General features: G+C 68.4%; 19 protein-coding genes. 15 read left to right on the forward strand and 4 right to left on the reverse strand.

Annotated features, from left to right (window positions below):
- On the reverse strand, positions 1-1,296 hold a 1,296-nt coding region (locus tag QMK34_RS24725), incomplete at its 3' end, for a helicase-related protein (protein ID WP_326416701.1).
- A complete protein-coding gene (locus tag QMK34_RS24730) occupies positions 1,293-2,120 on the reverse strand; it encodes a glutamate ABC transporter substrate-binding protein (RefSeq protein ID WP_326416702.1) in 828 nt (275 codons plus the stop codon). The genes QMK34_RS24725 and QMK34_RS24730, both read right to left, overlap by 4 nt.
- 66 nt (positions 2,121-2,186) lie before the next feature.
- Between QMK34_RS24730 and QMK34_RS24735 the strand changes: the two genes are divergently transcribed.
- The 6 genes from QMK34_RS24735 (at position 2,187) to QMK34_RS24760 (ending at position 6,042) form a co-directional block, all read left to right on the forward strand.
- Complete coding sequence (locus QMK34_RS24735; RefSeq protein WP_326416703.1) at positions 2,187-2,717, forward strand: MauE/DoxX family redox-associated membrane protein; 531 nt, start codon at positions 2,187-2,189, stop codon at positions 2,715-2,717.
- Between the two features lies 1 nt (position 2,718).
- Complete coding sequence (locus tag QMK34_RS24740; RefSeq protein ID WP_326416704.1) at positions 2,719-3,531, forward strand: DsbA family protein; 813 nt, start codon at positions 2,719-2,721, stop codon at positions 3,529-3,531.
- A gap of 120 nt (positions 3,532-3,651) precedes the next feature.
- Positions 3,652-3,990, forward strand: a complete 339-nt coding sequence (locus tag QMK34_RS24745) for a hypothetical protein (RefSeq protein WP_326416705.1) — start codon at positions 3,652-3,654, stop codon at positions 3,988-3,990.
- On the forward strand, positions 3,987-5,105 hold the full coding sequence (locus QMK34_RS24750; protein WP_326416706.1) for a C40 family peptidase: 1,119 nt from the start codon (positions 3,987-3,989) through the stop codon (positions 5,103-5,105). The genes QMK34_RS24745 and QMK34_RS24750 overlap by 4 nt, the downstream gene beginning before the upstream one ends.
- 8 nt (positions 5,106-5,113) lie before the next feature.
- The gene (locus tag QMK34_RS24755; RefSeq protein WP_326416708.1) at positions 5,114-5,506 is read left to right on the forward strand and encodes a YbaB/EbfC family nucleoid-associated protein; all 393 of its coding nucleotides are present in this window, start codon (positions 5,114-5,116) and stop codon (positions 5,504-5,506) included.
- Between the two features lie 8 nt (positions 5,507-5,514).
- Positions 5,515-6,042, forward strand: a complete 528-nt coding sequence (locus QMK34_RS24760) for a YbaB/EbfC family nucleoid-associated protein (protein ID WP_326416709.1) — start codon at positions 5,515-5,517, stop codon at positions 6,040-6,042.
- A gap of 139 nt (positions 6,043-6,181) precedes the next feature.
- Here QMK34_RS24760 and QMK34_RS24765 read toward each other — a convergent pair whose 3' ends face one another.
- Positions 6,182-6,724 (reverse strand): DinB family protein, encoded by a 543-nt coding sequence (locus QMK34_RS24765; protein WP_326416710.1) that lies wholly within the window; start codon positions 6,722-6,724, stop codon positions 6,182-6,184.
- Positions 6,725-6,930: 206 nt separating this feature from the next.
- Between QMK34_RS24765 and QMK34_RS24770 the strand changes: the two genes are divergently transcribed.
- From QMK34_RS24770 to QMK34_RS24785, 4 genes are all read left to right on the forward strand, one after another.
- Positions 6,931-8,769: a glycoside hydrolase family 3 protein gene (locus QMK34_RS24770; protein WP_326416711.1), complete on the forward strand. Its 1,839-nt coding sequence runs from the start codon at positions 6,931-6,933 to the stop codon at positions 8,767-8,769.
- Between the two features lie 36 nt (positions 8,770-8,805).
- On the forward strand, positions 8,806-10,116 hold the full coding sequence (locus QMK34_RS24775; protein ID WP_326416712.1) for an RICIN domain-containing protein: 1,311 nt from the start codon (positions 8,806-8,808) through the stop codon (positions 10,114-10,116).
- Between the two features lie 100 nt (positions 10,117-10,216).
- Complete coding sequence (locus QMK34_RS24780; RefSeq protein WP_326416714.1) at positions 10,217-10,873, forward strand: TetR/AcrR family transcriptional regulator; 657 nt, start codon at positions 10,217-10,219, stop codon at positions 10,871-10,873.
- 115 nt (positions 10,874-10,988) lie between these two features.
- Positions 10,989-11,816 carry a putative protein N(5)-glutamine methyltransferase gene (locus QMK34_RS24785; RefSeq protein ID WP_326416715.1) on the forward strand — a complete coding sequence of 276 codons (828 nt, stop codon included), beginning with the start codon at positions 10,989-10,991 and terminating at the stop codon, positions 11,814-11,816.
- A gap of 69 nt (positions 11,817-11,885) precedes the next feature.
- On the opposite strand, the gene QMK34_RS24790 is transcribed toward QMK34_RS24785, so the two are convergent.
- Positions 11,886-12,731, reverse strand: a complete 846-nt coding sequence (locus tag QMK34_RS24790) for an SDR family oxidoreductase (protein ID WP_326416716.1) — start codon at positions 12,729-12,731, stop codon at positions 11,886-11,888.
- 190 nt (positions 12,732-12,921) lie between these two features.
- Here QMK34_RS24790 and QMK34_RS24795 point away from each other — a divergent pair, with 190 nt between their 5' ends.
- Genes QMK34_RS24795 through QMK34_RS24815 form a run of 5 tightly spaced genes read left to right on the forward strand, consistent with a single transcriptional unit; the run spans position 12,922 to position 17,526 of the window.
- Entirely contained in the window at positions 12,922-14,112 is a 1,191-nt protein-coding gene (locus tag QMK34_RS24795) for a lipid-transfer protein (RefSeq protein ID WP_326416717.1), read from the forward strand.
- A 12-nt stretch (positions 14,113-14,124) separates the two neighbouring features.
- Positions 14,125-14,556 (forward strand): type II toxin-antitoxin system Rv0910 family toxin, encoded by a 432-nt coding sequence (locus QMK34_RS24800; RefSeq protein ID WP_326416718.1) that lies wholly within the window; start codon positions 14,125-14,127, stop codon positions 14,554-14,556.
- Positions 14,553-15,401: a MaoC/PaaZ C-terminal domain-containing protein gene (locus tag QMK34_RS24805; RefSeq protein WP_326416719.1), complete on the forward strand. Its 849-nt coding sequence runs from the start codon at positions 14,553-14,555 to the stop codon at positions 15,399-15,401. The genes QMK34_RS24800 and QMK34_RS24805 overlap by 4 nt, the downstream gene beginning before the upstream one ends.
- 14 nt (positions 15,402-15,415) lie before the next feature.
- Positions 15,416-16,285 (forward strand): SDR family oxidoreductase, encoded by an 870-nt coding sequence (locus QMK34_RS24810; protein ID WP_326416721.1) that lies wholly within the window; start codon positions 15,416-15,418, stop codon positions 16,283-16,285.
- Positions 16,282-17,526 carry an acyl-CoA dehydrogenase family protein gene (locus QMK34_RS24815; protein ID WP_326416722.1) on the forward strand — a complete coding sequence of 415 codons (1,245 nt, stop codon included), beginning with the start codon at positions 16,282-16,284 and terminating at the stop codon, positions 17,524-17,526. The genes QMK34_RS24810 and QMK34_RS24815 overlap by 4 nt, the downstream gene beginning before the upstream one ends.
- The last annotated feature ends 40 nt before the right edge of the window (positions 17,527-17,566 follow it).

Here is a 17,566-nt window from a genome sequence, read left to right on the forward strand (position 1 = left end):
TACCTCGGCGGCGCCGTCGAGCAGCGCCCTGGCGAGCCGGGGATGCAAGCCGAGCCCGGCCATCCGGCGGCCGCGATCGGTCACGGTCCCGTCCGCGGTGGTCGCGCCCAGCGTGACCAGCAGCGCCCGCCCGGCCGCGAAGGCGCCTTCACCCGGCGGATCCCACCAAGCGAGCCCGGAGCCGTCGGGAGTGGACCAGCAGGCCAGCTCCAGCGCGAACCTGGCCAGTTCGGCCGTGCGAATCTCGGGCTCGGGATAGGGCGGGAGCGAGCCCTGTTCGTGCTCTGACCAGCAGCGATACGCCCGTCCCGGTGCTTCGCGCCCGGCCCGTCCGGCGCGTTGCACGGAGACCGCCGCCGACACCCGCACGGTCGCCAGGCCCGGCAGGCCGCGCCGGTGGTCCACTCGCGGCACCCGCGACAGCCCGGAGTCGACCACCGACCGCACCCCCGGCACGGTGAGACTCGATTCGGCGACCGCCGTGGCCAGCACGACCCGGCGACGTTCGCGCGGCCGCAACGCGTCGTCCTGTTTCGCCGCCGGGAGCCGTCCGTGCAGCGGCAGGACGTCGACGTCGCGAAGTCCGCCCAGCAAGCCCGAAACCCGCGCGATCTCACCCGCGCCCGGCAGGAACGCGAGCACGTCACCGTCCCCTTCGGACAGTGCGGTGTGGACGGTCCTGGCGACGGTGGCTTCGGGACGTTCACCGCGAGCGGGCGGGTGGTACGACATCGTCACGGGATACGTCCTGGCGTGCGCGGTGATCACCGGCGCGTCACCCAGGAGCGCCGCCAGCCGCCCGGCGGCCACGGTCGCGGAGGTCGCGAGCAGCCTTAGGTCGTCGCGCAGCCCGGCACGGACGTCCAGCAGCAGCGCGAGCAGCAGGTCGGCGTCGAGATGACGTTCGTGGCACTCGTCCAGCAGGACGGTCGACACCCCGGGCAGCTCGGGGTCGCCCTGCAGCCGCCGGACCAGCAGCCCGGAGGTCACGACCTCGATCTTGGTCCGCGAAGACACCTTCCGGTCACCCCGGACCGAGTACCCGACGGTCTCGCCGACCGGCTCGCCCAGCAGCTTCGCCATCCGCCCGGCCGCGGCCCTGGCCGCCAGCCGCCGCGGCTCCGCGACGACCACGCGGCCGCCGTCCGGGGTGGCCAGCGCGAGCGGCACCAGCGTGGTCTTCCCGGTGCCGGGCGGGGCGACGAGCACCGCCGTGCCGTGGGCGTCGAGCGCCGCGGTCAGCTCGGCCAGCACCGCGCGGACCGGCAGGTCCGGCAGCTCGACCTCACGGATCACTGTTCGGTGACCCGGGGCGGCGCGGGGATCGGGTAGCCGGACGGGCCGATGTTGCGGTTCAGCGAGTCCTTCCAGGCGCCGCCGGAGATCATCTTCTGGATCGCCTTGGCGATCGCCGCCTGCCCCTGGGTGTCCCCCTTGCGCAGCCCGACGCCGTAGCGCTCGGTGGAGAACGGCTTGCCGACCACCTTGAGCAGCTCGGGGTTCTGCGCCACGTACCCCGCCAGGATGACCGCGTCGGTGGTGACCGCGTCGATCTGGCCAGCGAGCAACGCCGTCACACAATCGGGGTAACGCGGGTACTCGACCAGCTGGACGGCCTGGGCGAACCGGTCGCGGACCTGCTGGGCGGGGGTGGAGCCGGTGACCGAGCAGAGGCGGCGCGTGTTGAGCGTCTCCGGGCCGGTGATGTCGGGTGAGGTGAGGCGCACCAGCAGATCCTGCCCGGTCTCGAAGTAGGGCCCGGCGAAGGACACCACCTGCTTGCGCTTGTCGGTGATGGAGTAGGTCGCGACGATCAGGTCCACGGCGCCCGAGGTGAGGTCTGTCTCCCGGGTGGCGGAGGTGGTTTCGTGCCAGGTGATGTGCGCCGGATCGACGCCGAGTTCGCCCGCGACGAATTTCGCGACGTCCACGTCGAACCCGACAAAACGCCCGTCCACCGTGCGCAACGCGAGGCCCGGCTGGTCGAACCGGATCCCGATGGTGAGCTGGTTCCCGTCCTGCGCGCGGACCACCACCGAGTCCCCCGGCGAGACTTTCCCGCCCGAGCACGCGGCCGTGACCAGCAGCAACGCCGCGACGAGGAGGGCACGCGCCCGCATGGCGGCCTCCGTCCGGGGTCGTGGTCGGCTCACATTCTTCTCAGGTCCGCCGGATAGCCTAAGCGCGTGACGCGACCGTCCCAACTCGTGCTTGATGCCGTCGGCACTCTCGCCAGGCTCGGCCTTGCCGCCATTTGGCTGATTTCCGGAGCGCTGAAGATCAGCGATTCGGGCCAGACCTACATCGCGGTGAAGGCCTACGACGTGCTCCCCTCCGGGCTCGTCAGCCCGGTGGCCACGGCCCTGCCACTGATCGAACTCGCGCTGGGCCTGCTCCTGCTGTTCGGACTGGGCATCAGGATCGTCTCGGTGCTCTCGATCCTGATGTTCGCCGTGCTCATCGCCGCGATCGCCCAGTCATGGGTGCGCGGGCTGAGCATCGACTGCGGCTGTTTCGGCGGCGGCGGGCAGGTGGCGAACGGCCAGACGCAGTATCCGCAGGAGATCGCGCGGGACACCGGTTTCGCGCTGCTCGCGGTGTGGCTGGTGGCGCGTCCGTGGACGTGGCTGGCGCTGGACGGCTGGCTAGGACGAGGTCGCGGGAACTCCGGCGAGACCGGGGACGACTACCGGGTTATCGCGGAAGGGAATCAATAACGTGGGTGGCGCGCAGCGCAACGAACGGAACAAACGTCAGCAGGCCATGGCCTCGCGCTCGGTGGCGCAGGCCAGGGGGACCGCGGGCGGTGACCGGAAGAAGACCATCGGCATCGTGGTGGCCGTGGTCCTCGTCGCCGCGGCGGTGATCGGCGGCGTGCTCTGGAGCAACGCCTCCAAGAACGCCACCGCGGGCCAGACCATCGACCCCGGCATCTCGAAGCAGCTCGCCGCCGGTGTGGTCGAGAAGCGTGACGGGGTGGTGGTCACGGTCGGCAAGCCGGGCGCGAAGGCGTCGATCGACATCTACGCCGACTTCCTCTGCCCGATCTGCGGCACGTTCCAGAAGACCTACGGGACCCAGATCGAGGACCAGGTCAACTCGGGCGCGCTGCAGGTCAAGTACCACATGGTGCCGCTGCTCAACGAAAGCTCCAACCCGCCCGGCTACTCGCTGGACTCCGCCAACGCCTCGCTCGCGGCGGCCGACGCCGGCAAGTTCACCGCGTTCCACGACGCGTTGTTCGCCAACCAGCCCGAGGAGGGCAAGCGCGGCTTCGACAAGGGGCAGCTGATCGCGCTCGGCCAGGGCCTGGGCATCACCGACCCCAAGTTCACCGCCTCGATCACCTCGGGCACCTACGACCAGCAGCTCGACGCCGAGTTCGCCAAGACCTTGAAGGACGACAACCTGGCGCAGACCTTCCCGGACGGCCGGCGCAGCTTCGGCACGCCCACGGTGGCTGTGAACGGCAAGAGCATCCAGGTCCAGGACCCGAGCTGGTTGCAGAAGCTCGTCGCCGGTCAGAGCTGACCCGTTCTGCCGGTTTCGCCCACTCCGGACACGCTTGGTGGTTTAGTCTGGACTCGCAGTGTTCAGGGGGAACCAGGGTGGGCCGGGCTCGTCGCACTCCTGGTGTCGAGGGAGGGCTTTGTGGACGGGACGAACAAGGGTTACCACGTCGACGAAGGCGCGTATGAGAACTACGCGCGTCAGGTCGATCCACTAGGCGACGACGTCCGGAGCGCGGGGGATCAGCACGTGGGCCCGCACGTCGAGCTCGGTGGTGACGGGTTTTCGGCCATGGGCGGCGAATCCGGGTTCGCCGGAGCGTACTCCGGCCGGATGCGCGCACTGCACGATCGGGTGAACAAGATCGGCGGTAACTGGCACCAGGTCGGCGAAGCCTCCCGTCGCACCGGCGCGACCTACGCCGCCGTCGAAGGCGAGCAGCACGAGGTCATGCGCGGCCTGGGCAAGGGCCTCGCGTGACCGCACACGACGTCAAGCTCGTCGCGGATCAGGGCCTGCACGGGGTCAACCAGTTCGGCCAGAAGCTCAAGCACAACCCCGCCGCGATCAGTGGCGCGCGGGATGGGCAGGTCGCGCTCCAGACGTCGATGGCCAAGGCCAAGGACCACGCGGGGACGCAGCGGTCCAACCTGGCGAACACCGCGTCCGGCAACAGCGCCGATCGCGCCACGGCGACTTCGCAGGGCCTGGAAAAGGAAGTACAGGACCTGCTCGACGAGAGCGCCGAGATCGAGAAGGCGGTCGCCGAGGCCGCCGAGACGCTGCACGTCGGCGAGATCAAGAACGACCAGGTCCGCGATCAGGTCATCAAGGAGATCGCCGCTTCGATGAAGGCGCTGGCGGCGGTCAACAACATCCAGCCGCCGGAGAGCCGGGGCGCCGCCTCCCGCGACATCCTGATGAAGCTGCAGACCAAGATCGCCGAGCTCACCGGCCAGGCCGCGACGTTCAGCGAGCAGACCCTGACCCAGCTGGGCACGATCGGCACCAGGCTCGGCGGCGACCAGTCGACGAGCGCGAGCAGCGCGCACGACACCAAGGTCGCGCAGCAGTTCAACAGCCACGGCAGCTCCGGCGGCGGGGGTGGTGGCCACAGCGGAGGCGGTGGTGGTGGCGGAGGCGGGGGATCCGTGTCGAAGCCCCGGCTGCCGGTCGCGATCCCACTCCAGCCGGGCACCGGCGTCGATGTCAACCTGCCGAACGGCCACACGGTCAAGGCGCCCAACGAGACGGCGGCCAAGGCGGTGCGGTCCGCGCTTTCGCAGCTCGGCGTGCCGTACGTGTGGGGTGGCACCGCGCGGGACAAGGGCCTCGACTGCAGCGGCCTGACCATGACTTCCTACGGCGACGCCGGGCTCACCCTGCCGCGCACGGCCCACGCGCAGACGGTCGGCGCCGAGGTGCCGTCGATGGACCAGTTGCTGCCGGGCGACCTCGTGGTCTGGTCCGGGCACGTGGCGATGGTCATCGGCGACGGGCAGATGGTCGAGGCGGGTGACCCCGTGCAGGTCAGCAAGATCAGGACCACCAACGCGGGCCAGTCCTTCGTCGGTTTCTACCGGCCGACCGGATAGGGGTTCCCGTGGCTGAGATCGATCTGGACCTCGAGATGTCGAGGCTCACCGAGCAGGTGGAACGCACCGCCCGTGAGGCGGACGAACGCTTCGCGCGCATCGGCAAGGTGGTCGGCAGGGCGGAGTCCGGCGACGGCGCGATCAAGGTCGAGGTCGCGCCCGGCGGGCTGCTCACCGGCGTCACGCTGAGCCGGGCCGCGTTGCGGTCCGGGCCCGACGCGATCGCCGCGCAGATCATGGAGCTCGCGAACCGGGCCACCCGGCGCGCGGGCGAGCGGATGTACCACGCGCTGGCGCCGGTCCTCGGCGAGAACGACCCGAACCTGAAGTCGCTCGGCTACGAGCCGATCCCCGAGGACGACGTCGACGCCGAGCCGATCGTCGGCTACCAGGAAGGGTGAACGGTTTCATGATCGAGCAGGAACCCGTCACGTTCACCACCCGTCAGCTGATCGACCAGGCCCACGCCCGAGAGGAGGCGATGGCGAAGGTCGAAGGGCTGATGGCGCAGGCCCGCGGCACCGCGCACGACGTCGACAACACCGTCGAGGTGACCGTCGACGCCAAGGGCAAGCTGGTCAAGCTGTGGCTCGGGCCCGCCGCGGTGAACCGGGGCCACGAGCGGCTCGGTGCGCTCGTGGTCGAGATCGCGCAGATCGCCCTGCGGGAGGCGACGCAGGACAGCTACAACAAGGTCGCGCTGCTGCTCGGCGAGGACATGACGTTCATGATCGAGCAGATGTCCGGCCTGCCCGCCCCCGCCAGGGCCCAGGACGACGACCCGGGGATGACCGTCGAGGAGTTCCAGCGCCAGCGCGCGCTGCGGCTCGGCCTCGATGGCGAGCCGCAGGCTCCGGTCGCGGCCACGACGTCGCGGGCCGAAGAGGACGACTACTGGGAGACCTTCGATCCCGCTTCACTGCGCTCGGACCGCTAGCTTCCGGCGTTAACCCGGCCAGCCGGACTCCGGGCCCGTCCGGCTGGAAGTCCCTGAAGGTGGCCTTCAGCGCATTGCTCCTTCTCGGCTCCTGCTCGCAGAAACGGGAGCAAAGGACCTTTGCTCCCGTTTCTGGGGGTCAGCCGAAGGCACCGTTGGCTGAGTCGACGCCGAGCTGGGCTGTCGAGTTCGCGCCGTCGAGGGCCTCGCGGATCATGTCGGCGTGGCCGGAGTGCTGGGCCGTCTCGCGGATGATGTGCAGCAGGATCCGGCGAGCCGACCAGTACTGCCGTTCGGGCGGTGACCACGGCATGATCGGCAGCGGCACCGTCCGGTCCAGGTCCGGCAGCCCGGCCAGTGTCTCGTCGGTGAAGGCGGCTGCGGCCGCGTACTCGTCGAGCAGACCGGCCAGGGTCTCGCCGGCGGTCATCGTGTACTGGTTCATGTCCATCATCTCCTCGGGGACCTCGCCGTCGCCGTCGAGCAGCAGCCGCAGCCACGCGCGCTCGCACCGGGTGATGTGCTTGATCAGGCCGCCGAGCGTCAGCTCGCTCACGGTTGTGCGCTTGCTGGCCTCCTCGTCGCCGATCCCGCGGACGGTGATGCGCAGCATGTGCCGCTGCTCCACCAGGGTCTGGAGGACGTCGCCGCGTTCGCCGGGGAGGGGCTGGTTCGTGGTCATCGTGGGTCCTTTCAGTTCGTTGAGACCCACGTTAGGGCGCTATTAGGCGAACTTGGTTCCTAATGCCGCACGGGATCATGGCGGTCACCGGGACGCGCGTTCACGTACTCGAAACAAGCTCAGAGGTCTGGACCACAGGAGGTTCTTTGCGTTAATTTAAGACTTGAACTTTCACCTCGAACTTTACCTCAACGAGGAGGAACCGGATGCGATCCGGACGCAGACTCACTCTCGGCCTGGTCGTGGCCGCCATGTTGCTCGGTTCGCAGGGGCAGGCGCTCGCCGGTAACAAACCCGCTTACCGGTACCCCTGGCTGCCGGTGAAGGCCCGGGTCGCCGACCTGCTCTCCCGGATGTCGCTCGACGACAAGCTCGGCCAGATGATGCAGGCCGAGCGGCTCGGCATCAAGGCGCCGGGTGACGTGGCCAAGGCCAAGCTCGGCTCGCTGCTCTCCGGCGGCAGCTCGCAGCCGACGCCCAACACCACGCAGGCCTGGGCGGACATGTACGACAACTTCCAGCGCGAGGCACTGTCGACCCCGCTGGGCATCCCGCTGATCTACGGCGTCGACGCGGTGCACGGCCACAACGGCCTCTACGGCGCGACTGTCTACCCGCACAACATCGGCCTCGGCGCGACGCGGAATCCCGCGCTGGCCAAGAAGATCGGCCGCGCGACCGCCGAGGAGGTCTCGGCCACCGGGATCGACTGGGACTTCGCGCCCTGTCTCTGCGTCTCGCGCAACGACCGCTGGGGGCGGACGTACGAGTCGTTCGGCGAGGTGCCCGAACTGGCGACGTCGATGAGCACGATCATCGACGGGCTGCAGGGCCGCTCGCTTTCGCAGCCCGCTTCGGTGATGGCCACGGCCAAGCACTACATCGGCGACGGCGGCACCACCGGCGGTGTCAACGAGGGCAACACGCAGATCAGTGAGCAGGAGCTGCGCAAGATCCATCTGCCGCCGTTCCGGGCGGCCGTCGAGCGCGGTGTCGGCTCGGTGATGGTCTCCTACAGCAGCTGGAACGACGTCAAGCTGCACGCCAACTCTTACCTGATCAACAACGTGCTCAAGGGCGAGCTCGGCTTCAAGGGCATCGTCATCTCGGACTACAACGGCGTCGACAAGATCGACGGGAAGACCGGGTTCACCCCCGAAGAGGTCTCCGCTTCGGTCAACGCGGGCATCGACATGATCATGGTTCCCTTCGAGTACCAGAAGTTCATCGACACGCTGCGCGGCGAGGTCCAGAACGGGCACGTCTCGCAGGCGCGGATCGACGACGCGAACCGGCGCATCCTGACCAAGAAGTTCGAGCTGGGGCTGTTCGAGCACCCGCTGACCGACCGCAAGTACATGTCCACCGTCGGCAGTAAGGAACACCGCGACCTCGCGCGGGAGGCCGTGCGCGAGTCGCAGGTGCTGCTGAAGAACGACAACAACGTGCTGCCGCTGGACAAGTCGCGCAACAAGATCTTCGTGGCCGGCAAGACCGCCGACGACCTGGGCAACCAGACCGGCGGCTGGACGGTCGGCTGGCAGGGCGCGAGCGGCCCGGTGACCACGGGCACGACGATCCTGCAGGGCATCAAGCAGACCGCGAAGCCCTCCTCCACCGTCACCTACAGCAAGGACGGCACCGGGATCGACCACAGCTACGACGTCGCCGTCGCCGTGGTGGGGGAGACCCCCTACGCCGAGACCAAGGGCGACCGGCCCGCGTCGATGGGCCTGGACCAGACCGACCTGGCCACGCTCCAGAAGCTGCACGACAGCGGTGTCCCGACCGTGGTCGTCCTCGTTTCCGGGCGCCCGCTGGACATCGCGCAGCAGCTCCCGCAGTGGGACGGGCTGATCGAGTCCTGGCTGCCGGGCACCGAGGGGCAGGGTGTCGCCGATGTGCTGTTCGGCGCCTACAACCCCACCGGCAAGCTGCCGGTCACGTGGATGCGGAGCGCGGACCAGCAGCCGATCAACGTCGGTGACGGCAAGCCCGCTCTCTTCCCGTTCGGCTATGGCCTGAGCTACCGCCACGGCCACTGAATCCCCTGGTAGTCCCCGCCACCGGAAGGATCCCCCATGCTGCCCGGACTCAAGGTGCTCAAAAGATCCCCACGCCTTTTCGGCCAGGTGATCGCCTTCTTCGGCGCGTGCCTGCTGCTCGCTTCGGTACCGGCCGCCGCCGAGCCGCAGCAGGAGGCGGCAGCACCGTTCAAAGTGCTGGCGTTCTACAGCGGAACGTACGACGCCGCGCACATCGATTTCGAGAAGGAAGCCAACATCTGGTTTCCGCAACAGGCCGCTGCCAACGGTTACACGTACACGGCGACCACCAACTGGAACCAGCTGACCACCCTGGACCCGTCCCAGGCCCAGGTGGTCCTGTTCCTGGACGACCAGCCGCAGTCCACGGCCCAGTACCAGGGTTTCCAGCGCTACATGGAGGCAGGCGGCGCGTTCTTCGGCTTCCATGTCACCGCCTACAACGACGCGGGCACCACGGCCGCGGCGAACTGGTTCCACAACGACTTCCTCGGCACCGGCCGGTTCGCCACCAACACCTGGGGCCCGACCGCGGAGACGCTCAAGATCGAGAACCACACCAGCCCGGCGACGGCGAACCTGCCGTCGACCATCCAGTCTTCGGTGAGCGAGTGGTACTCGTGGGAGAAGGATCTCCGGCAGAATTCGAACATCCAGATCCTGGCCTCGCTCGACCCGTCGACCTTCCCGGTCGGCAGTGACCCGAACCAGCAGTGGCGCAGCGGCTACTACCCCATCATGTGGGCGAACAAGAACTTCAAGATGCTCTACGCGAACTTCGGGCACAACGCGATGAACTACCAGACGAACACGCGGCTGTCCTCGACGTTCGAAAGCGCCGATCAGAACAAGTTCGTCCTCGATGGGCTCAAGGGGCTGGGCGGGGGCGGCACCACCACCCCGCCCGACCCCGGCACGATCTCGCCGACGGCCTGGTACGCCGTGGTCAACAAGGCCGGCGGCAAGTGCGTCGACGCGCGCGGCGCGGCCTCGGCCAACGGCACTGTCATCCAGCAGTACACCTGCAATGGCAGCGCCGCCCAGCAGTTCCAGTTCCAGCCGACCTCGGGCGGGTTCACCCGGGTCAACAACAATCTCAACGCCGCCAAGGTCATCGATGTGACGGGAGTGTCCACCGCGGTCAACGCCCCGGTGCAGTTGTGGTCCTACGCCGGCGGGGCGAACCAGCAGTGGCAGCCGGTCTCCGAGGGCGGCGGCTACTACCACTTCGTGAACAAGAACAGCTCGAAATGCCTGGCCGTGCCCGGTGGGTCGACGGCGGACAGCGTGCAGCTGGTGCAGGCCGCGTGCACTGGCGGCACGGGGCAGTCCTTCCACGTCGCCTAGCTTTCTCCCAGGCCGGTCATTGTTCCTCGCGGGACGGTGACCGGCCTGTTCTCTGTGCTGTCTACATACATTCCTCGCTGTATGTTTGCTAGTGTTGTCCATGGTCACCCGCACGCAGGAGGAACGCAGCACCGCCATGCGACGGCGGCTGCTCGACGCGACCGTCGAGTGCCTGGTGGAGTACGGCTACGCGGGCACCACCACGCCCAGGGTGGCCGAGCGGGCGGGTGTCACCCGGGGCGCGCAGGTGCACCACTTCCCGACCAAGGCCGATCTGGTCACCGCCGCCGTCCGGCATCTGGCCACCGAACGGGTGGAGTTCGCCGCGGGGGAGACGGACCGGCTCAAGGCCTCGGCCGACGCGCTCGGCGCGGGACTCGATCTGCTGTGGGGGATCCATCGCGGACGGCTGTTCGTCGCCACCGTCGAATTGTGGATGGCGGCCCGCTCGGATCCGGAACTGCGCGACCAGCTCAAGGAGGTGGAGCCGCTCGTCACCGGTGCGCTCGCCGAGTTCGTCCGCGGGCAGTTTCCGGCGCAGGCCGCGCGGCCCGCTTTCCGGCATTGGCTCTATACGGCCATGGACGTCATCCGCGGCATCCTCGTGAGCGAGGTGGCGATGACCGACGACCGGCTCGACCAGCGGTGGCGGCGTGCCCGGGGGCATCTCCTGCTGCTGGCGGCCGGTCTGGGACTGGAGGGTGGCTCGGTGTCGGGTCATGATCAGAAGCTAACCGATACCACCGACAAAAACTGAAAACCATTGCGGTGTAAGGCTTTTATCGGCCCTGTGCCCGATTCGATCCGAGGCCGCCCGGCTTCGTGTAAGGTCGGTTTTTCCAGCGGGAACGCACTGAGGAGGCGGGAATCCGATGACTGTCAACGTAGGCGGGGCGCCCTCTTCCCCGGCGCTTTCCTACTCCGCCATCGTCAGCGCCCTTCGCGCCGCCGGTTGTGTGTTCGCCGAGGACGAAGCACAGCTGCTCGTCTCCACCGCGCGGACCGACGCCGAGTTGACGGCCATGGTCGAGCGCCGGGCCGCCGGTCAGCCGCTCGAAGTGGTCCTCGGCTGGGCCGAGTTCTGCGGCCTGCGGATCGCGGTGGACGCCGGGGTGTTCGTACCCCGGCAACGCACTGAATTCCTTGTCCGCCAAGCGGTCGGGCTGGCCAGGCCGGGCGCCGTGGTCGTCGATCTGTGCTGCGGCTCCGGTGCGCTCGGAGTCGCGGTGGCCGCCAGGTTGGGGCACGTCGAGCTGTACGCCGCCGACATCGAACCCGCGGCGGTGCGCTGCGCCCGCCGCAACGTCGAAGCCGCGGGCGGGCAGGTTTTCGAGGGCGACCTCTATGAACCGCTGCCCGCGTCAGTGCGCGGCCGGGTCGACGTGCTGGTCGTCAACGCGCCGTATGTGCCCACCGAGGCGATCGAGCTGATGCCGCCGGAGGCCAGGGACCACGAGCCGCTGGTGGCGCTCGACGGCGGCGCGGATGGCGTCGACGTCCAGCGCCGGGTCGCGGCCGAGGCGGCGCAGTGGCTCGCCCCGGGCGGTCATCTGCTGATCGAGACGAGTGGGCGTCAGGCGCCGCTCACGGAGAAAGCCATGTCCGGCAACGGTTTGGTCGCCCGAGTCGAGTACTCCGAGGAACTGGACTGCACCGTCGTCATCGGCACGCTGTCCAGCTCACAGTCCACTGTGGAGTAATTCTGTGGAGTAATTCTGTGGAGTAAATGCTATGGAGTCAGGCTGTGGAGTAAACGTCGGCGACAGCCGTCAGGCCGCGTCGTGCGCGGCCCGCGCGTGGTAGGCGTCGCGGGTGGCCTGGTCGACGTTGAGGTAGAGCCGCTCGGTGCCCAAGGTCCGGTGCAGCCTGCGCTGGACGGATTCCGGCAGTGCCAAGCCGAGCCGTAGCAATAGGCCCAGCCTGGCCGGGGTGTAGGTCTTCGCGCGATTGTGGTCGACCGCGCGCAGGACCGAGTTCGCGATGTCGGCGGGTTCGCACGAGCCGAATCGTTCGACCAGCGGGGAGACCTGCAGTCCGGCGGACAGTTCCGTGTGGACGATGCCGGGCAGGACGGCGGAAACGCGGATGCCGGTCGGGTGCAGCTCCTGGCGCAGCGCGTGGGTGAGTCCGACGACGCCGAATTTCGTGGCGCAGTAGGTGGCGATCCCGGGGAATCCGGCGACACCGGCCATCGACGCGATGTTGACGATGTGGCCGTTTCCCCGCGGGGCGAAGCGCTCCGCGGCGAGGCGCGCACCGATCAGCACGCCGCCGAGGTTGACCGCCAGCATCTTGTCGACGTTGCCCCGCGGTTCGGTGAGGAAATCGCCGGTGAGCATCATCCCGGCGTTGTTGACCAGCACGTCGAGCGGGCCGAGCGCGGCCTCGGCGTCGTCGAGGAACTTGGCGAACGAGGCCGCGTCGGACACGTCCAGCGGCAACGCCACGCAGCCGGTGGGAAGGTCTTTCGCGGCTTCTTCGGCGAGCTCGAGGTCGAGGTCGCCGAGGGCCACGCGTGCCCCCCTCGCGGCGAAGGCCTTGGCCACGGCGAGGCCGATGCCCCGCGCTCCTCCGGTGATGGCGACGACCTGGGCTGAGACTGGGCGAGCGGGCACGGCGGGTCCTTTCGACGGCGAGCGGACGTCCAAGAGCCTAACATCCGTGCAGTACTGTATGTAAATATAGGTCGCTGACCTGCATTGATGCGTCGTGACCGGCCTGATCGGCACGGGCAAGGGTTGATAAATACATGCAGGTCTGTATCTTCAAGACAGCAGGAACGCGTCAACGACAAGGAGTGCTGCGGTGGCGAACAAGGTGTACGTCGTCGGCGTCGGGATGACCAAGTTCGAGAAGCCCGGACGACGTGAGGACTGGGACTACCCCCAGATGGCCAAGGAGGCCGGGACCAAGGCACTGGCGGACGCCGGGATCGCCTACGACGAGGTTCAGCAGGCCTACGTGGGGTACGTCTACGGCGAGTCGACCTCGGGGCAGCGCGCCGTCTACGAACTCGGCATGACCGGCATCCCGGTCGTCAACGTCAACAACAACTGCTCGACCGGCTCGACGGCGTTGTACCTCGCCGCGCAGGCGGTCAAGAGCGGCCAGGCCGACTGCGCGCTCGCGCTCGGCTTCGAGAAGATGAAGCCCGGCTCGCTCGGCTCGACCTACGACGACCGCGAGCAGCCGATGGGCAACCACCTCCAGGCGCTCGCCGAGATTTCCGAGGTGCTGTTCCCCCCGGCGCCGTGGATGTTCGGCGCGGCCGGGCGTGAGCACATGAAGACCTACGGCACCACGGCCGAGCAGTTCGCCAAGATCGGCGAGAAGAACCACCGCCACTCGGTGAACAACCCGTACGCGCAGTTCCAGGACGTCTACACGCTCGACGACATCCTCGGCTCGCGGATGATTTACGACCCGCTGACCAAGCTCCAGTGCTCGCCGACCTCGGATGGTTCCGGTGCGGCGATCCTCGCCAGCGAGGCGTTCGTGGAGTCCCACGGGCTCGCCGGGCAGGCGGTGGAGATCGTCGGCCAGGCGATGACCACGGACTACAAGTCGACTTTCGACGGCAGCGCGAAGAACATCGTCGGCTACGACATGACCAAGCAGGCCGCGCTCAAGGTGTATGACCAGTCCGGCCTCGGGCCCGACGATTTCCAGGTCATCGAGCTGCACGACTGCTTCTCCGCCAACGAACTGCTCACCTACGAGGCGCTCGGGCTGTGCGCCGAGGGTGAGGGCGGGAAGCTCGTCGACAACAACGAGACGACGTATGGCGGCAAGTGGGTCGTCAACCCGTCCGGCGGCCTGATCTCGAAGGGCCACCCGCTCGGCGCGACCGGGCTCGCCCAGTGCGCCGAGATGACCTGGCAGCTGCGCGGCACCGCGGACAAGCGTCAGGTCGACGACGTCACCGCCACCCTCCAGCACAACATCGGCCTCGGCGGCGCCGCCGTGGTCACCGCGTACCAGCGCGCCGAACGCTAACCAGGAGAAATTATGGGCCAGATCAACGCTTCCGTCGAGCTCCCCGCCGCCCCGGACAAGGTGTGGCAGGAGTTCTCCAACCCCAACAACTTCGAGAAGTGGCTGACCATCCACACCAAGTGGAAGGGCGAGGTCCCGGCCGAGTTCGCGCAGGGCGCCCAGGCCACCGAGGTCGTCACGATGCTCGGCATGCCGAACACGATCACCTGGACGGTGGACGAGTTCGAGGCGCCGTCGAAGCTCGTGATCTCCGGGACCGGCATGGCCGGGGTGCAGGTCAGCTTCCGGTTGTCCGTCGAGGCCTCGGGTACGGGCTCCACGGCCACCATCGAAGCCGAGTTCAAGGGCCAGATGATCATCGGCGCGCTCGGCAAGGCCGTCGAAAAGGACGGCAAGAAGAACCTCGACGAGTCGCTCGAAAAGTTCCGGGTCCTGGTCGGATGACCGCGCAGGAGGGGTTCGATCCGGCCGGGTTGGACCAGTGGACCGGCGAAAGCCGGTTCGAGGTCACTCGTGAGCGGCTCGCCGAGTACGCCGCCGCCACGAACGACCCGATCCCGGCGCACCTCGCCGGGGACGTCGCGAGCCCGGTGTTCGCGATCGTGCCGGTGTTCGAGTCGCTGCTGGAGCCCGCGCTGGAGGTCGTGCCGGCCAGGCTGTTCGGCAAGGTGCTGCACGGGATGCAGGATTTCCGGTTCCACCGGCCGATCCGGCCCGGCGACAAGCTGGTCTCGCGGGGCAAGATGACCGGCTACGAGGGCCTGTCCAACGGTACCCGCGCGTCGGTCTACCTCGAGAGCCGCACCGAGGATGGCGAGCTGGTCAACGAGCAGTTCGTGACGTTCTTCGTCCGCGGGTTCGACACCGGGGAGACGCGCGGCGAGCTCGCGCCGGGCCACAAGTTCGAGGACGCGACGCGCGCTCAGGCGCCTGTCGCGAAGGTGAGCCAGCACGTCGACGAGAACCAGACGTACCGGTACAGCCCGGCCGCGGGCGACCCGATGCCGATCCACCTCGACCCCGAGGTCGCGAAGGACTCCGGGCTGCCGGGGATCATCGCGCACGGCCTGTGCGTCATGGCGTTCACCTCGTGGGCGCTGCTGACCGAGGTCGGCGGGTCCGATGTGGACAGACTGAAGCGGCTCGCCGTGCGGTTCGCCAAGCCGGTGCTGCCCGGCCAGGACCTCAGCACTGAGATCTGGCGCGCCGGAGAGTCGGCGTATGCGTTCGAAACCACTGTCGGCGACACCGTGGTCATCAAAGACGGCCTCGCCGAGTTCGCGGACTAAGGAGCAAAGGACCCATGGGAGCACTCGACGGGCGCGTCGCCGTCATCACCGGCGCCGGGCGCGGCATCGGCCGTGAGCACGCGCTGCTGTTCGCGAAGGAGGGCGCCAGCGTCGTCGTCAACGACCTCGGCGGCGCCAACGACGGCAGCGGTTCGGACGTCGGCCCCGCGCAGGAGGTCGCCGACGAGATCACCGCGGCCGGGGGCAAGGCCGTCGCCAACACGGACAACGTCGCGACCTGGAGTGGCGCTGAGGCGCTGATCGCGCAGGCCGTGGACGAGTTCGGGCGGCTCGACGTGGTGGTGAACAACGCGGGCATCCTGCGCGACGCGTTCATCGCTACCCTCGAAGAGTCGCAGTGGGACTCGGTGATCAACGTCCACCTCAAGGGCCACGCGGCCGTGCTGCACCACGCCGCCGCCTACTGGAAGGCGCGCAGCAAGGCGGGGGAGCAGGTCGCCGCCGCGGTGATCAACACCGCCTCCGCGTCCGGGGTGACGCTGCCCAACGCCGGGCAGGCCAACTACGGCGCGGCCAAGGCGGGCATCGCGGCGTTGACGCTGGTGGCGGCCGAGGAGCTGGAGCGCTACGGCGTCCGGGTGAACGCGATCGCGCCGATCGCGCGGACCCGGCTCACCCTCGCCACTCCGGGGATGGGCGCGATCTTCGCCATGGAGGTCGAGGAGGGCGAGTTCGACGCGTTCTCGCCCGCCAACATCTCGCCGGTGGTCGCGTATCTGGCGACCGAGAAGTGCCCGCTGACCGGCAAGGTCTTCGCGGTGCAGGGCGGTGCGATCGCCGAGCTCGCCGGGTGGCACGACGTCAAGGTGATCGAAACCGAAGGCCCGTGGGCGATCGACGACATCGCCGGGCGGCTGCCGTGATCGAGTGGTCCGAGACCGAGCTGCTGATCCGGGACTCGATCCGGGAGTTCGTCGACAAGGAGATCCGGCCGCACCTCGACCAGCTCGAAAGCGGGGAGCTGCCGCCGTACGACATCATCCGGAAGCTGTTCACCTCGTTCGGCATCGACGTGATGGCCGGTGAGGCCATCGCCAAACTGCTGGCCAAGGAGCGGGCGCGCGTGGCCGGGGAACCCAAGCCTGAGAAGAAGAAACGCTCCGGCAGCGCGCTCGGCGGGCAGGAGTCGATGGCGATCATCGCCGTCAGCGAGCTCGCCGGGGTGAGCCTCGGCATCGTCGCCTCGCTCGGTGTGAGCCTCGGGCTGACCGCGCAGACCATCCTGTCGAAGGGCACCCTCGCGCAGAAGGAGCGCTGGCTGCCCGGTTTGGCGACCTTCGAGAAGGTCGGCGCCTGGGCGATCACCGAACCGGACTCCGGCTCGGACGCGTTCGGCGGGATGAAGACCTACGTCAGGCGCGACGGCGACGGGTATGTCCTCAATGGACAGAAGACGTTCATCACGAACGGCCCGTACGCGGACACCGTCGTCGTCTACGCCAAGCTGGACGCGGGTGACGGCGCGGACAAGCGGGACCGGCGCGTGCTGACATTCGTGCTGGACAAGGGCATGGACGGCTTCACGCAGGGCAAGCCGTTCAAGAAGATGGGCATGATGTCCTCGCCCACCGGGGAGCTCTTCTTCGACAATGTGCGGCTCGGCCGGGACCGGCTGCTCGGCGAGACCGAGCCCGTCGCGGGCGGTGACAGCAAGGCCGAGGTCAAATCCAGTTTCGTGGCCGAGCGGATGGGGGTCGCGGCGCTGTCGCTCGGGATCATCAACGAGTGCCACCGGCTTTCGGTCGAATACGCGAAGAGCCGGAAGCTGTGGGGCCAGGAGATCGGCCGATTCCAGCTGATCCAGCTCAAACTGGCGAAGATGGAAGTGGCCAGGATCAACGTGCAGAACATGGTCTTCCAGACGATCGAGAAGCTGCGCGCGGGCAAGCTGCCTTCGCTGGCCGAGGCGTCGGCGATGAAGCTGTACTCCTCCGAGGCGGCCACGGAGGTCGCGATGGAGGCCGTGCAGCTGTTCGGCGGCAACGGTTACATGGCCGAATACCGCGTCGAGCAGCTCGCGCGGGACGCGAAGTCGCTGATGATCTACGCGGGCAGCAACGAGATCCAGGTGACGCACATCGCCAAGGGGCTCCTGGGCGGGTAAGCGGTCAGTGTCATGAAAGGGTCTTTCAGGGCAATTTTTG

Origin of the sequence: Amycolatopsis sp. H20-H5 (genome assembly GCF_035828755.1) — a bacterium.
Classification (GTDB): Bacteria; Actinomycetota; Actinomycetes; order Mycobacteriales; family Pseudonocardiaceae; genus Amycolatopsis.